This is a genomic window from Ruegeria sp. AF2, assembly GCF_056542025.1.
The window spans coordinates 40567-55611 of sequence record NZ_JBQFZC010000011.1; the positions used below are offsets into that span (position 1 = coordinate 40567).

Here is a 15045-nt window from a genome sequence, read left to right on the forward strand (position 1 = left end):
CTTTGCCCGCTGAGAACATCGAAAGGTGACATCTGACATGGCTCAAACGTTCCTTGGCCAGAAACGTCTTCGTAAATATTACGGCAAAATCCGCGAAGTGCTGGAGATGCCGAACCTCATTGAGGTGCAGAAATCTTCTTATGATCTTTTCCTGCGCTCCGGCGATGCAGAACAGCCCACAGACGGCGAAGGCATCAAAGGTGTGTTCCAGTCGGTTTTCCCGATCAAGGATTTCAACGAAACCTCCGTTCTGGAGTTCGTGAAATACGATCTGGAAAAACCCAAATACGACGTCGAAGAGTGCATGCAGCGCGACATGACCTACAGCGCGCCGCTGAAGGTCACACTGCGCCTGATCGTGTTTGATGTCGATGAGGACACCGGCGCCAAATCGGTCAAGGACATCAAAGAACAGGACGTGTTCATGGGCGACATGCCCCTGATGACACCGAACGGCACGTTCATCGTGAACGGCACCGAGCGCGTGATCGTCAGCCAGATGCACCGCTCGCCCGGTGTGTTCTTTGATCACGACAAGGGCAAGACCCATTCCTCGGGCAAGCTGCTGTTTGCCTGCCGCATCATCCCGTATCGCGGCAGCTGGCTGGACTTTGAGTTCGACGCCAAGGACATCGTGTTCGCCCGTATCGACCGTCGTCGCAAACTGCCTGTGACAACCCTGCTTTATGCGCTGGGTCTGGATCAGGAAGCGATCATGGACGCGTATTACAACACCGTGTCCTACAAGCTGGACAAGAAGAAAGGCTGGGTTACGCCCTTCTTCCCCGAGCGTGTGCGCGGCACCCGTCCGACATATGATCTGATCGACGCGAAATCGGGCGAAGTGATTGCCGAAGCGGGCAAGAAAGTCACCCCGCGCGCGGTCAAGAAGCTGATCGACGAAGGTGCTGTTACCGACCTGCTGGTGCCCTTCGACAACATCGTCGGCAAGTATGTCGCCAAGGACATCATCAACGAAGAAAACGGCGCGATCTATGTCGAAGCCGGTGATGAGCTGACCCTGGAGTATGACAAAGACGGCGACCTGATCGGCGGCACCGTCAAGGACCTGATGGATGCGGGCATCACCGACATCCCGGTTCTGGACATCGACAACGTCAACGTTGGCCCCTACATGCGCAACACCATGGCTCAGGATAAGAACCTGAACCGTGAAAGCGCGCTGATGGACATCTACCGCGTCATGCGTCCGGGCGAGCCTCCCACCGTCGAGGCTGCGTCGGCTCTGTTCGACACCCTGTTCTTCGACAGCGAGCGCTATGACCTGTCCGCCGTTGGCCGCGTGAAGATGAACATGCGTCTGGCTCTGGACGCGCCGGACACCCTGCGCACCCTGCGTCGCGAAGACATCGTGGCCTGCATCAAGGCGCTGGTTGAGCTGCGTGATGGCAAAGGCGACGTGGACGATATTGACCACCTCGGCAACCGTCGTGTGCGTTCGGTCGGTGAACTGATGGAAAACCAGTACCGCGTCGGTCTGCTGCGCATGGAGCGCGCGATCAAAGAGCGTATGTCGTCGGTTGAAATCGACACCGTCATGCCGCAGGACTTGATCAACGCGAAACCGGCTGCGGCTGCTGTTCGTGAATTCTTCGGCTCGTCGCAGCTGTCGCAGTTCATGGACCAGACCAACCCGCTGTCCGAAGTCACCCACAAACGCCGTCTCTCGGCGCTTGGCCCGGGTGGTCTGACGCGTGAGCGTGCGGGCTTTGAGGTGCGCGACGTACACCCGACCCACTATGGCCGGATGTGCCCGATTGAAACGCCAGAAGGTCCGAACATCGGTCTGATCAACTCGCTGGCCACCTTTGCCCGCGTGAACAAGTATGGCTTCATCGAAACACCCTACCGCGTCGTCAAAGACGCCGAGGTGACCGATGAGGTACACTACATGTCCGCGACCGAGGAAATGCGTCACACCGTGGCGCAGGCGAACGCGACGCTGGATGCCGATGGCAAATTCATCAACGATCTGGTTTCGACCCGTCAGGCCGGTGACTACACCCTCGCTCCGCGTGAGAATGTGGACCTGATCGACGTGTCGCCGAAACAGCTGGTCTCGGTCGCTGCATCGCTGATCCCGTTCCTTGAAAATGACGACGCCAACCGCGCTCTGATGGGCTCGAACATGCAACGTCAGGCGGTTCCGCTGCTGCGGGCCGAGGCGCCGCTGGTCGGTACCGGCATCGAGGAAAAGGTTGCGATCGACTCGGGTGCTGCGATTCAAGCGAAACGCGCCGGTATCATCGACCAGGTCGATGCCCAGCGTATCGTTATCCGCGCCACCGAAGACCTGGAATTGGGCGATGCTGGCGTTGACATCTACCGTCTGCGCAAATTCCAGCGTTCGAACCAGAACACGTGCATCAACCAGCGTCCGCTGATCAAGGTAGGTGACACCGTCCAGAAGGGCGAGGTTATTGCTGATGGTCCGTCGACCGATATGGGTGAACTGGCCCTTGGTAAGAACGTGGTCGTCGCGTTCATGCCGTGGAACGGTTACAACTACGAAGACTCGATCCTGATCTCGGAACGTATCGCGCGTGATGACGTCTTTACCTCGGTCCATATCGAGGAATTCGAAGTCGCCGCCCGTGACACCAAGCTGGGTCCGGAAGAAATCACCCGCGACATCCCCAACGTCGGTGAAGAAGCGCTGCGCAACCTCGACGAGGCGGGCATCGTTTACATCGGTGCGGATGTTGAGCCGGGCGATATTCTGGTCGGCAAGATCACTCCGAAGGGCGAAAGCCCGATGACCCCGGAAGAAAAGCTGCTGCGCGCCATCTTTGGTGAGAAAGCATCTGACGTGCGCGACACCTCGCTGCGCGTGAAGCCGGGCGATTACGGTACGGTTGTTGAGGTCCGCGTCTTCAACCGTCACGGCGTCGAGAAAGACGAGCGTGCGCTGCAGATCGAGCGTGAGGAAGTCGAACGTCTGGCCCGTGACCGGGACGACGAGCTGGCGATCCTCGACCGCAACATCTATGCGCGTCTGCAGGGCCTGATCCTGGGTAAAACCGCTGTCAAAGGCCCGAAAGGCGTCAAGGCAGGGTCGGTGATCACCGAGGATCTGCTGGAAACCCTGACCCGCGGTCAGTGGTGGCAGTTGGCGCTGGAAGGCGAGCAGGATGCACAGATCGTTGAAGCTCTGAACGAGCAATACGAAGTGCAAAAGCGTGCTCTGGACGCCCGTTTCGAGGACAAGGTCGAGAAAGTCCGTCGTGGCGACGACCTGCCGCCGGGTGTGATGAAGATGGTCAAAGTCTTCATCGCCGTGAAGCGTAAGCTGCAGCCGGGCGACAAGATGGCCGGTCGTCACGGGAACAAAGGTGTTATCTCCAAGGTTGTTCCGATGGAAGACATGCCGTTCCTGGCCGATGGTACTCCGGTTGACTTCTGTCTGAACCCGCTGGGTGTGCCTTCGCGTATGAACGTCGGTCAGATCCTTGAAACCCACATGGGTTGGGCCGCACGCGGTCTGGGTCTGAACATCGATGAGGCTCTGGGTGAGTACCGCCGTTCCGGCGATCTGACCCCGGTGCGCGAAGCGATGAAGCTGGCTTATGGCGAGGATGTCTACGAAGAAGGCATCACCGGTCTGGACGAGGATGGCCTGATCGAGGCTGCGGGCAACGTGACCCGTGGTGTTCCGATCGCTACTCCGGTCTTCGACGGTGCCAAAGAAGCAGACGTCAACGACGCGCTGGTGCGTGCGGGCTTCTCGGAAAGCGGTCAGTCGGTTCTGTTCGACGGTCGCACCGGTGAGCAATTCGCGCGCCCGGTCACCGTGGGCATCAAGTACCTGCTGAAATTGCACCACCTGGTGGACGACAAGATCCACGCGCGTTCGACCGGGCCGTACAGCCTGGTTACCCAGCAGCCGCTGGGTGGTAAGGCGCAGTTCGGTGGTCAGCGCTTTGGTGAGATGGAGGTCTGGGCTCTGGAAGCTTACGGCGCCGCCTACACCCTGCAGGAGATGCTCACCGTGAAATCGGATGACGTCGCCGGTCGGACCAAGGTCTATGAGTCGATCGTCAAGGGCGAGGATAACTTTGAAGCGGGCGTACCGGAATCGTTCAACGTTCTGGTTAAAGAAGTCCGTGGCCTCGGCCTGAATATGGAACTCCTGGATGCGGAGGTTGAGGAGTAAGGGCCTCGGCCCTTCCTCCCGTCCCCCCTTCCGCAAAATTTGAGGTATCAAAATGAACCAGGAAATCACCAACAACCCGTTCAACCCGCTGACACCGCCGAAAGTCTTTGACGAGATCAAGGTTTCGCTGGCCAGCCCTGAACGGATCCTGTCTTGGTCCTATGGTGAGATCAAGAAACCCGAAACCATCAACTACCGCACGTTCAAGCCCGAGCGTGACGGTCTGTTCTGTGCGCGTATCTTTGGCCCGATCAAAGACTACGAATGTCTGTGCGGCAAATATAAGCGGATGAAGTATCGCGGCGTAGTCTGCGAAAAATGCGGTGTGGAAGTCACCCTGCAGAAAGTCCGCCGCGAGCGTATGGGCCACATCGAACTGGCTGCGCCCGTCGCACATATCTGGTTCCTGAAATCGCTGCCGTCCCGCATCGGTCTGATGCTGGACATGACGCTGCGCGATCTGGAACGCGTTCTGTACTTTGAAAACTATGTCGTCATCGAGCCCGGTCTGACCGACCTGACCTACGGCCAGATGCTGACTGAAGAAGAGTACATGGACGCGCAGGATGCCTATGGCATGGACGCGTTCACCGCGAACATTGGTGCCGAAGCTATCCGTGAGATGCTGGCCCAGATCGATCTGGAAGCCGAAGCCGAGCAGCTGCGCGCTGATCTGGCCGAAGCAACCGGCGAGTTGAAGCCCAAAAAGATCATCAAGCGTCTGAAGGTTGTCGAATCCTTCCTCGAGTCGGGCAACCGGCCTGAGTGGATGGTCATGACCGTGATCCCGGTCATTCCGCCGGAACTGCGTCCGCTGGTTCCGCTGGATGGTGGCCGGTTCGCGACCTCGGATCTGAACGATCTGTATCGCCGCGTCATCAACCGGAACAACCGTCTGAAGCGTCTGATCGAACTGCGCGCGCCTGACATCATCGTCCGCAACGAAAAGCGGATGCTGCAGGAATCCGTTGACGCTCTGTTCGACAACGGCCGTCGTGGTCGCGTAATCACCGGCGCCAACAAGCGCCCGCTGAAATCGCTGTCGGACATGCTGAAAGGTAAGCAGGGTCGCTTCCGTCAGAACCTTCTGGGTAAGCGCGTCGACTTCTCGGGCCGTTCGGTCATCGTGACCGGTCCGGAACTCAAACTGCACCAGTGTGGTCTGCCAAAGAAGATGGCGCTGGAGCTGTTCAAGCCGTTCATCTACTCGCGCCTTGAAGCCAAGGGTCTGTCTTCGACTGTCAAACAGGCGAAGAAACTGGTCGAGAAAGAGCGTCCCGAAGTGTGGGATATCCTCGACGAGGTGATCCGCGAACACCCTGTCATGCTGAACCGTGCGCCGACGCTGCACCGTCTTGGCATTCAGGCGTTCGAGCCGGTTCTCATCGAAGGTAAAGCCATCCAGCTGCACCCGCTGGTCTGCTCGGCCTTTAACGCCGACTTCGACGGGGACCAGATGGCCGTTCACGTCCCGCTAAGCCTTGAGGCGCAGCTGGAAGCGCGTGTTCTGATGATGTCGACGAACAACGTTCTGTCGCCTGCAAACGGTGCACCGATCATCGTTCCGTCGCAGGATATGATCCTGGGTCTGTACTACGTGACCCTGGAACGCGAAGGCATGCCGGGCGAAGGCAAGGTCTTTGGCTCGATCGAAGAAGTTCAGCACGCGCTGGACGCGGGTGAGGTGCATCTGCACTCGAAAATCACCGCGCGGATCACGCAGATCGACGACGAAGGCAACGAAGTTCAGAAGCGCTATGAAACCACTCCGGGCCGTCTGCGTCTGGGTGCATTGCTGCCGATGAACAACAAAGCCCCGTTCGAGCTGGTCAACCGCCTGCTGCGGAAGAAAGAAGTGCAGCAGGTGATCGACACCGTCTACCGTTACTGCGGTCAGAAAGAGTCGGTTATCTTCTGTGACCAGATCATGTCGATGGGCTTCAAAGAAGCGTTCAAGGCGGGCATCTCGTTCGGCAAGGACGACATGGTCATCCCGGATGACAAGTGGGGCATCGTTGATGACACCCGCGGTCAGGTGAAGGACTTTGAACAGCAGTACATGGACGGCCTGATCACTCAGGGCGAAAAGTACAACAAAGTTGTTGATGCCTGGTCGAAGTGTAACGACCGCGTCACCGAAGCGATGATGAGCACCATCTCTGACGTTGCCAAGGCCGAAGACGGGTCGGATCAGGAGCCGAACTCGGTCTACATGATGGCCCACTCGGGTGCGCGTGGCTCGGTCACTCAGATGAAACAGCTGGGCGGTATGCGCGGCCTGATGGCCAAGCCGAACGGTGACATCATCGAGACGCCGATTATCTCGAACTTTAAAGAAGGTCTGACCGTTCTCGAGTACTTCAACTCGACCCACGGTGCCCGTAAGGGTCTGTCGGATACCGCTCTGAAGACGGCGAACTCGGGTTACCTGACCCGTCGTCTGGTAGACGTCGCACAGGACTGCATCGTTCGCGAGATCGACTGTGGTACTGAGCGTGCGATCACAGCCGAAGCCGCCGTGAATGACGGTGAGGTTGTTGCCTCGCTGGCCGAACGTGTGCTGGGTCGTGTGGCGGCTGACGATGTTCTGCGTCCGGGCACGGATGAGGTGATCGTGGCCGCTGGTCAGTTGATCGACGAACGCATGGCGGACACCATTGACGAAGCTGGTGTTGCGTCGATGCGCATCCGCTCGCCTCTGACCTGTGAGTCCGAGGAAGGCGTCTGCGCCACCTGCTACGGTCGTGACCTTGCACGCGGCACCATGGTGAACACAGGTGAGGCTGTCGGCATCATCGCCGCGCAGTCCATTGGTGAACCCGGTACGCAGCTGACGATGCGTACTTTCCACATCGGTGGTGTTGCGCAAGGTGGTCAGCAGTCGTTCCAGGAAGCCAGCCAGGAAGGCGTCGTTTCCTTCGAGAACCCGCAGATTCTGGTCAATGCCGCAGGCGAAAGCCTCGTTATGGGCCGGAACATGAAGCTGGTGATCAGCGACGAACACGGCGAAGAGCGTGCCAGCCACAAGCTGGGCTATGGCTCCAAGCTGTTCGTCAAGGACGGCACCAAGGTTGCTCGTGGCGACAAGCTGTTCGAATGGGATCCCTACACCCTGCCGATCATCGCCGAGAAAGCCGGTACCGCGAAATATGTCGACCTTGTTTCGGGCCTTGCGGTCCGGGATGAGACCGACGATGCAACCGGCATGACCCAGAAGATCGTGATCGACTGGCGCGCGGCCCCCAAAGGCAGCGACCTCAAGCCCGAGATCATTCTGGTCGGTGAAGATGGCGAGCCGGTCCGCAACGATGCGGGCAACCCGGTTCACTATCCGATGTCGGTGGATGCGATCCTGTCCGTCGAAGATGGTCAGACCATCGAAGCCGGTGACGTTGTTGCGCGTATCCCGCGTGAAGGCGCCAAGACCAAGGACATCACCGGTGGTCTGCCACGTGTGGCCGAACTGTTCGAAGCCCGTCGTCCGAAAGATCACGCGATCATCGCAGAAGCCGATGGTTACGTGCGCTTTGGCCGCGACTACAAGAACAAGCGCCGCATCAGCATCGAACCGGCTGACGAGTCCATGGAGACCATCGAATACATGGTACCCAAGGGCAAGCACATCCCGGTCGCCGAAGGGGACTTCATCCAGAAGGGTGAATACCTGATGGACGGTAACCCGGCTCCGCATGACATCCTGTCGATTATGGGTGTCGAAGCGCTGGCGGATTACATGATCGACGAGGTGCAGGACGTCTACCGCTTGCAGGGCGTTAAGATCAACGACAAGCACATCGAGGTCATCGTGCGCCAGATGCTGCAGAAGTGGGAGATCCTGGATTCAGGTGACACCACCCTGCTGAAAGGCGAACATGTCGACAAGCAAGAGTTCGACGCAGCCAACGAGAAGACTATCTCGCGTGGCGGTCGTCCGGCTCAGGGTGAGCCGATCCTTCTGGGGATCACCAAAGCTTCGCTGCAGACGCGTTCGTTCATCTCCGCGGCGTCGTTCCAGGAAACCACCCGCGTGCTGACCGAAGCCTCGGTTCAGGGCAAGAAAGACAAGCTGGTTGGCCTGAAAGAGAACGTAATCGTTGGTCGTCTGATCCCCGCCGGGACCGGTGGGGCCACTCAGGCCGTCCGCCACATCGCGCAGTCGCGCGACAACGTGGTTATCGAAGCCCGCCGGGAAGAGGCCGAAGCGGCCGCTGCTCTGGCCGCTCCGACCTTCGACGACGACATGGTCGGTGATGAGCTGGACGTTCTGGTGGAAACACCGGAAAGCCGCGAATAGGCACCCTCAATAACTAAGAAAGGCCCCGCGATCTCGCGGGGCCTTTCTTGTTGTGAGCGCTCCGAGGCGAACTCTCACAAAGATAGTTACTAATGTGACCCGGTTTGTGGCATGCTTTCGTCAACAAGGGAGGGGGCCGCAATGACAACTCGTCAAACGCATGGGCGAAAGCGCCTGTATGACAGTATTTTGGACACCGTCGGAGACACGCCAAGCATACGAATAAACAGGATCGCGCCCTCAAACGTGACGGTCTATGTAAAGTTCGAAGCATTTAACCCGGCCAGTTCTGTCAAAGATCGCCTTGCCCTCAACATCATCGAAGCGGCAGAACGCGACGGTAGTTTAAAACCCGGTCAGACAGTAGTTGAGGCGACCTCGGGGAATACCGGTATCGGGCTGGCGATGGTCTGTGCGGCCAAAGGCTATCCCTTGGTTGTAACGATGGCCGACAGTTTCTCGGTCGAGCGGCGCAAGCTGATGCGGTTTTTGGGGGCAAAAGTTGTCCTGACACCGCGCGCGCAAAAGGGGTTCGGCATGTATACAAAAGCTAAGGAACTGGCCGAGCAGAACGGTTGGTTCCTGGCCAGCCAGTTTGAAACCGCAGCCAACGCCGATATTCACGAAAATACCACCGCGCAGGAAATCTTGGGTGACTTTGATGGGCAGAATCTCGACTATTGGGTTACGGGCTATGGCACTGGCGGGACGGTCTCGGGCGTGGCCCGGGTGCTGAGGAAAGCGCGCCCTGAGACCAAGATCATCCTGACCGAGCCTGCCAATGCAGCCATTGTGTCGTCAGGATATGTGAACACGCGCAATGAAATACACCAGCCGACCGAGAGCCACCCGAACTTCGAACCGCATCCGATACAGGGTTGGACGCCTGATTTCATTCCGTGGGTTCTGCAGGAGGCCATTGATAACTCGTACTATGATGAGTTGATTCCCGTTCCCGGTAGCGACGGTATTGCATGGTCGCGCCGTTTGGCCGCGGAAGAGGGGATTTTTACCGGTATTTCTGGTGGCTCGACCTTTGCGGTCGCGATGAAACTGGCCGAGACTGCGCCGGAAGGTTCCGTCATGTTGGTAATGTTGCCAGATACGGGCGAGCGTTACCTTTCGACCCCATTGTTTGATGGCGTAGAAGAGGAGATGACGGATGATGAGATCGAGATCTCGAAATCTACGCCTTCCGCCCAGATGACAGAATGAAACGACTGAAAAGTCGACAGTTTGTGTAGCTCGTCGGAACTATTACTGCAGGATTGTCCGGCGCATATTGACTTCGTGATCGATTGAACAATGAGTACGGCGATATATTGAAGACCGGGTGTTGATTAAATGAGTCCTAACGTTAAAGGCGCGCTGCTGATGATGGGCAGCATGGCGGCCTTTACCGTCAATGATGCGTTGGTGAAAGTGGTGGGGCAAGATCTGCCTCTGTTCCAACTTGTGACCATGCGCGGAGTTTTGGCGACAGTTCTTGTGTTGATAATGGCCCGTTATCTTGGGGCGCTTCACCTGAATTTTCCCCTCCATGACAAATGGCTTATCGCATTACGTTGCCTGGCAGAGTTGGCGGCGACCATCTTCTTTTTAACGGCTCTGATGCACATGCCGCTTGCCAACGTTACGGCAGTTCTACAGGCGTTGCCGCTGACCGTGACTTTGGGTGCTGCCTTATTCTTCGGTGAAGTAATTGGATGGAGACGTATTGCTGCAATTGCGCTTGGGTTCGTCGGTATGTTGTTGATCGTTCGGCCCGGTCCTGAAGGATTCAGCATCTATGCGATTTACGCATTGATTGCGGTTGCTTCCGTTACAGTTCGCGATTTGATCACTCGCCGAATGTCAGCCGAAGTACCTTCTATGGTGGTAACACTGGCGACATCCCTCACTATCACATTGGCAGCGATCATCGTCTCCACGTTTGAAGGATGGGTGCCGATCTCGACCGCATCTGGAGCGATGATCGCCAGCGCTGCGGTCTTTGTTCTGATAGGCTATCTGTTCAGTGTCATGGTGATGCGCGTGGGCGAAGTCGGTTTTGTTGCGCCATTTCGCTATTCCAGCCTGCTTTGGGCACTGGGACTGGGGTGGGCTGTGTTTGGTGACTGGCCGGACGCGATCACAATGCTGGGTGGTGCATTGGTAGTTGGGGCAGGGATGTTCACTCTGTTTCGCGAACGGTCGCGTCAGGCGGAGAAGTGAGGCAAACGTACGAAACCGGGGTTTAGCGCGAAACGCGTGGCAAAATCGGTCTCGATTTCGGGCGTGATCGGCGCAAGCTGTGCCTTCTGCTTTTCAGCGCGCGGCGAGTCGTTGGAGTTGTTCAATGTCCTGATCCACATCGGGCGATCAGGATAACTGACCACTGGCATGAAACGCCCGATCCGGTTGTGGGTAAAACTTATGATCGTGTGGGCGCACCCGCCCGCGATAAGCATGCCCAAGCCCACCCCAAGCAAAGATTTGTAGACTTGTGCCGCCCGAACCCCATTCGGCCCAAAGCTGGCCTGGTATCCGTTGTTGAAATCGAGGCCTATGGCCTGATTTTTTCCAATCAGCCCGGCAACATCATCGGCGGACTCGCGCAGTCTTTCGATGAAATCAATCGAAATGCTGTCGTCGTCATCATGGCGAAATTGAAGACAGGGCCGGTCCGGGTTTGAACGCGCTTCCTGAAGGATTCGTTTCATGACCTGCCGGTGTTTATGGCTTGGTTCGACGGGTCTTTGGACAATTCGTACCTGCTTGATGTCAGCGGTAAGGTCCTTAAGCCGGTCGAGCGCCTTTCGCGGCAGACAGTCCCCAACAACGACCAGAAGCTGATAGTCCCCATCTGTCTGCGTGCGAAAGCTGGGCAACGTCACAGATTCGAACAAGCGGAACCGCTCTTCCAGACGAGCAGGGTTGTAGAGATGGGCGCGCCGATCTGCGACCGTGTCATGTTCGATCTGGAAATCGCCCAGAGCAGGGAATGAAAATCGGCACAGGCCAAAGACTTGCATGGGGCATCCAATGGTTTGCAGGGCATGTTCACTATGCATCCGGTGCCGAAGTGCTGCAATGTGTCGGCGCAGTGGGAATCTCCATTAGTTCCTGATAGACGGCCGGAGCTCTTATGTACAATACGCCTTTCCCGCTGGGCTGTTGACACTTGGGCCGACTCCCCTTAATACGCGCGACATCTCGGTACCGGGGGCCGCCCCATAACCGATTTCAGTAATGAACTGGTCAAGGCCCGGACACTTTTATCGTTCGCGCCCTCTGATAACAAACCGCGACGTTCACCTCGGAATGGGAACGCTCGCGGGTTTTGCGCTTGTGGACGCATGAGTGCAGCGAATTTAACCGCACGCAACGCGCGTGCATGTCATGTGTGTTGCAAAACGGGGAAGAAACCGGAATGCCAACTATTCAACAGCTGATCCGCAAACCGCGGCAGCCCAAAGTAAAACGCTCGAAGTCCATGCACCTGGAGCAGTGCCCGCAGAAGCGCGGCGTTTGCACCCGCGTGTACACCACCACACCTAAGAAGCCGAACTCGGCTATGCGTAAGGTTGCCAAGGTGCGCTTGACCAACGGGTTCGAGGTCATCTCGTACATCCCGGGTGAAAGCCACAACCTGCAGGAACACTCGGTTGTTCTGATCCGTGGCGGCCGTGTAAAAGACCTTCCCGGTGTGCGTTACCACATCCTGCGCGGTGTTCTGGATACTCAGGGCGTCAAAGATCGTAAGCAACGTCGTTCGAAATACGGCGCTAAGCGTCCCAAGTAAGAAGGAGAGGCTGATATGTCACGTCGTCACGCCGCCGAAAAACGCGAAGTCCTGCCTGACGCCAAATTTGGCGACAAGGTACTGACCAAATTCATGAACAACCTGATGATCGACGGCAAGAAGTCGGTCGCAGAGCGCATCGTTTACAACGCGTTTGACCGCGTTGAGAACAAGGTAAAGCGCGCTCCTGTCGAAGTGTTCCACGAAGCGCTCGACAACATCAAACCGTCGGTCGAGGTTCGCTCGCGCCGGGTTGGTGGTGCAACCTATCAGGTTCCGGTCGAAGTGCGCCCTGAGCGCCGCGAAGCACTGGCCATCCGCTGGCTGATCACTGCTGCGCGCGGCCGCAACGAAAACACCATGGAAGAGCGCCTTGCAGGCGAGCTGCTGGACGCCGTTCAGTCCCGCGGTACTGCCGTCAAGAAACGCGAAGACACCCACAAGATGGCCGAGGCGAACAAAGCCTTCAGCCATTATCGTTGGTAATCCGAGAGGCTTAGACCAATGGCACGCGAATATCCGCTCGAACTGTACCGTAACTTCGGTATCATGGCGCACATCGACGCAGGTAAGACCACCTGCTCGGAGCGTATCCTGTATTACACTGGTAAATCCCACAACATCGGTGAGGTGCACGATGGTGCAGCCACCATGGACTGGATGGAGCAGGAGCAGGAACGCGGCATCACCATCACTTCGGCTGCGACCACCACTTTCTGGGAACGCACCGAGGACGGTCAGACCGCAGAAACTCCTAAGCACCGCCTGAACATCATCGACACCCCCGGCCACGTTGACTTCACCATCGAAGTTGAGCGTTCGCTGGCGGTTCTCGACGGTGCTGTCTGCGTTCTGGACGCAAACGCCGGTGTTGAGCCCCAGACCGAAACCGTGTGGCGTCAGGCTGACCGCTACAAGGTTCCGCGTATGGTTTTCGTCAACAAAATGGACAAGATCGGCGCTGACTTCTTCAACTGCGTCAACATGATCGAAGACCGCACCGGCGCACGCGCTGTTCCGGTTGGTATTCCGATCGGTGCCGAGTCCGAGCTGGAAGGTCTGATCGACCTGGTCACCATGGAAGAGTGGCTGTGGCAGGGCGAAGATCTGGGCGCAAGCTGGATCAAAGCTCCTATCCGCGACAGCCTGAAAGACATGGCTGACGAATGGCGCGGCAAGATGATCGAAGCGGCCGTCGAAATGGACGACGACGCGATGATGGAATACTTGGAAGGCAATGAGCCCGACGTTCCGACCCTGCGCGCTCTGCTGCGCAAAGGTACTCTGGAAATCGCGTTCGTTCCGGTTCTGGGTGGTTCGGCGTTCAAGAACAAAGGCGTTCAGCCGCTGCTCAACGCTGTGATCGACTATCTGCCCAGCCCGCTGGACGTTGTCGATTACATGGGCTTCAAACCCGGCGACGAGGAAGAAGTTCGTGACATCGCCCGTCGTGCAGACGACGACATGGCCTTCTCGGGTCTGGCGTTCAAAATCATGAACGACCCCTTCGTTGGCTCTCTGACCTTCACCCGGATCTACTCGGGCACCATGAACAAGGGTGACTCGATCCTGAACTCGACCAAAGGTAAGAAAGAGCGCATCGGTCGTATGATGATGATGCACTCGAACAACCGGGAAGAGATCGAAGAAGCGTTTGCAGGCGACATCATCGCGCTGGCGGGTCTGAAAGACACCACCACCGGCGACACTCTGTGTGACGCGAAGGATCCGGTGGTTCTGGAAACCATGACCTTCCCCGACCCGGTGATCGAAATCGCGGTCGAGCCCAAAACCAAGGGCGACCAAGAGAAGATGTCCCAGGGTCTGGCCCGTCTGGCCGCCGAAGACCCGTCCTTCCGCGTGGAAACCGACCTGGAGTCGGGTCAGACCATCATGAAGGGCATGGGCGAACTTCACCTGGACATCCTGGTTGACCGTCTGAAGCGCGAGTTCAAGGTTGAAGCGAACATCGGTGCACCTCAGGTGGCCTATCGCGAAACCATCTCGATGCCGGTCGAGCACACCTACACCCACAAGAAACAGTCGGGTGGTTCGGGTCAGTTCGCGGAAGTCAAGCTGGAGATCCAGCCGACCGAAGCAGGCGAAGGTTACTCGTTCGAAAGCCGCATCGTTGGTGGTGCCGTTCCGAAGGAATACATCCCGGGTGTTGAAAAAGGCATCAACTCGGTCATGGATAGCGGCCCGCTGGCTGGCTTCCCCGTGATCGACTTCAAGGTTGCCCTGCTGGACGGTAAGTTCCACGACGTTGACTCGAGCGTTCTGGCGTTCGAAATCGCATCGCGGATGTGTATGCGTGAAGGCATGCGCAAAGCTGGCGCGAAGCTGCTGGAACCGATCATGAAGGTCGAAGTGATCACCCCGGAAGAATACACCGGCGGTATCATCGGCGACCTGACCTCGCGTCGTGGCCAGGTCTCTGGTCAGGAACCGCGCGGCAACGCAATCGCGATCGATGCGTTCGTTCCGCTGGCCAACATGTTCGGCTACATCAACACTCTGCGTTCGATGTCGTCGGGCCGTGCCCAGTTCACCATGCAGTTCGACCACTACGATCCGGTTCCGCAGAACATCTCGGACGAGATTCAGGCGAAATACGCATAAGCGAAGATTTGAGGGAGCTCCGGCCAGGGGCTCCCTTCATTACCGAAAAAGGAGGCCATCATGGCAAAGGAAAAGTTTGAGCGTAATAAGCCGCACGTCAACATCGGCACGATTGGCCACGTTGACCACGGCAAGACCACGCTGACCGCAGCAATCACCAAGTATTTCGGT

Annotated in this window: 9 protein-coding genes; 8 read left to right on the forward strand and 1 reads right to left on the reverse strand. The window is 57.6% G+C overall.

What is annotated here, in order from left to right:
- Positions 1–37: 37 nt before the first annotated feature.
- The 4 genes from rpoB to ACR0NM_RS20140 all read left to right on the forward strand — a co-directional run bounded on the left by rpoB (position 38) and on the right by ACR0NM_RS20140 (position 10682).
- Positions 38–4174, forward strand: coding sequence for a DNA-directed RNA polymerase subunit beta (gene rpoB / locus ACR0NM_RS20125; protein WP_170398571.1), 4137 nt, complete (start codon positions 38–40; stop codon positions 4172–4174).
- 52 nt (positions 4175–4226) lie between these two features.
- Complete coding sequence (gene rpoC / locus ACR0NM_RS20130) at positions 4227–8468, forward strand: DNA-directed RNA polymerase subunit beta' (protein ID WP_170406489.1); 4242 nt, start codon at positions 4227–4229, stop codon at positions 8466–8468.
- Positions 8469–8609: 141 nt separating this feature from the next.
- Positions 8610–9683 carry a PLP-dependent cysteine synthase family protein gene (locus ACR0NM_RS20135; RefSeq protein WP_480616356.1) on the forward strand — a complete coding sequence of 358 codons (1074 nt, stop codon included), beginning with the start codon at positions 8610–8612 and terminating at the stop codon, positions 9681–9683.
- Positions 9684–9812: 129 nt separating this feature from the next.
- A complete protein-coding gene (locus ACR0NM_RS20140; protein WP_480616358.1) occupies positions 9813–10682 on the forward strand; it encodes a DMT family transporter in 870 nt (289 codons plus the stop codon).
- Here ACR0NM_RS20140 and ACR0NM_RS20145 read toward each other — a convergent pair.
- Positions 10667–11482: a glycosyltransferase gene (locus tag ACR0NM_RS20145; RefSeq protein ID WP_170611177.1), complete on the reverse strand. Its 816-nt coding sequence runs from the start codon at positions 11480–11482 to the stop codon at positions 10667–10669. The genes ACR0NM_RS20140 and ACR0NM_RS20145 overlap by 16 nt on opposite strands.
- Positions 11483–11880: 398 nt before the next feature.
- On the opposite strand from ACR0NM_RS20145, the gene rpsL reads away from it, so the two are divergent.
- From rpsL to ACR0NM_RS20165, 4 genes are all read left to right on the forward strand, one after another.
- Positions 11881–12252: a 30S ribosomal protein S12 gene (rpsL, locus tag ACR0NM_RS20150; RefSeq protein WP_005621086.1), complete on the forward strand. Its 372-nt coding sequence runs from the start codon at positions 11881–11883 to the stop codon at positions 12250–12252.
- A 15-nt stretch (positions 12253–12267) separates the two neighbouring features.
- A complete protein-coding gene (gene rpsG / locus ACR0NM_RS20155) occupies positions 12268–12738 on the forward strand; it encodes a 30S ribosomal protein S7 (RefSeq protein ID WP_010441203.1) in 471 nt (156 codons plus the stop codon).
- 18 nt (positions 12739–12756) lie between these two features.
- Positions 12757–14874 carry an elongation factor G gene (gene fusA / locus ACR0NM_RS20160; protein WP_170328783.1) on the forward strand — a complete coding sequence of 706 codons (2118 nt, stop codon included), beginning with the start codon at positions 12757–12759 and terminating at the stop codon, positions 14872–14874.
- A 60-nt stretch (positions 14875–14934) separates the two neighbouring features.
- On the forward strand, positions 14935–15045 hold a 111-nt coding region (locus ACR0NM_RS20165), incomplete at its 3' end, for a GTP-binding protein (protein ID WP_170611170.1).

Bases quoted from the DNA above. Each gene is read 5' to 3' on its own strand.
- rpoB (WP_170398571.1), top strand. From the start codon at position 38: ATGGCTCAAACGTTCCTTGGCCAGAAACGTCTTCGTAAATATTACGGC.
- rpoC (WP_170406489.1), top strand. From the start codon at position 4,227: ATGAACCAGGAAATCACCAACAACCCGTTCAACCCGCTGACACCGCCG.
- ACR0NM_RS20135 (WP_480616356.1), top strand. From the start codon at position 8,610: ATGACAACTCGTCAAACGCATGGGCGAAAGCGCCTGTATGACAGTATT.
- ACR0NM_RS20140 (WP_480616358.1), top strand. From the start codon at position 9,813: ATGAGTCCTAACGTTAAAGGCGCGCTGCTGATGATGGGCAGCATGGCG.
- ACR0NM_RS20145 (WP_170611177.1), bottom strand. From the start codon at position 11,482: ATGCAAGTCTTTGGCCTGTGCCGATTTTCATTCCCTGCTCTGGGCGAT.
- rpsL (WP_005621086.1), top strand. From the start codon at position 11,881: ATGCCAACTATTCAACAGCTGATCCGCAAACCGCGGCAGCCCAAAGTA.
- rpsG (WP_010441203.1), top strand. From the start codon at position 12,268: ATGTCACGTCGTCACGCCGCCGAAAAACGCGAAGTCCTGCCTGACGCC.
- fusA (WP_170328783.1), top strand. From the start codon at position 12,757: ATGGCACGCGAATATCCGCTCGAACTGTACCGTAACTTCGGTATCATG.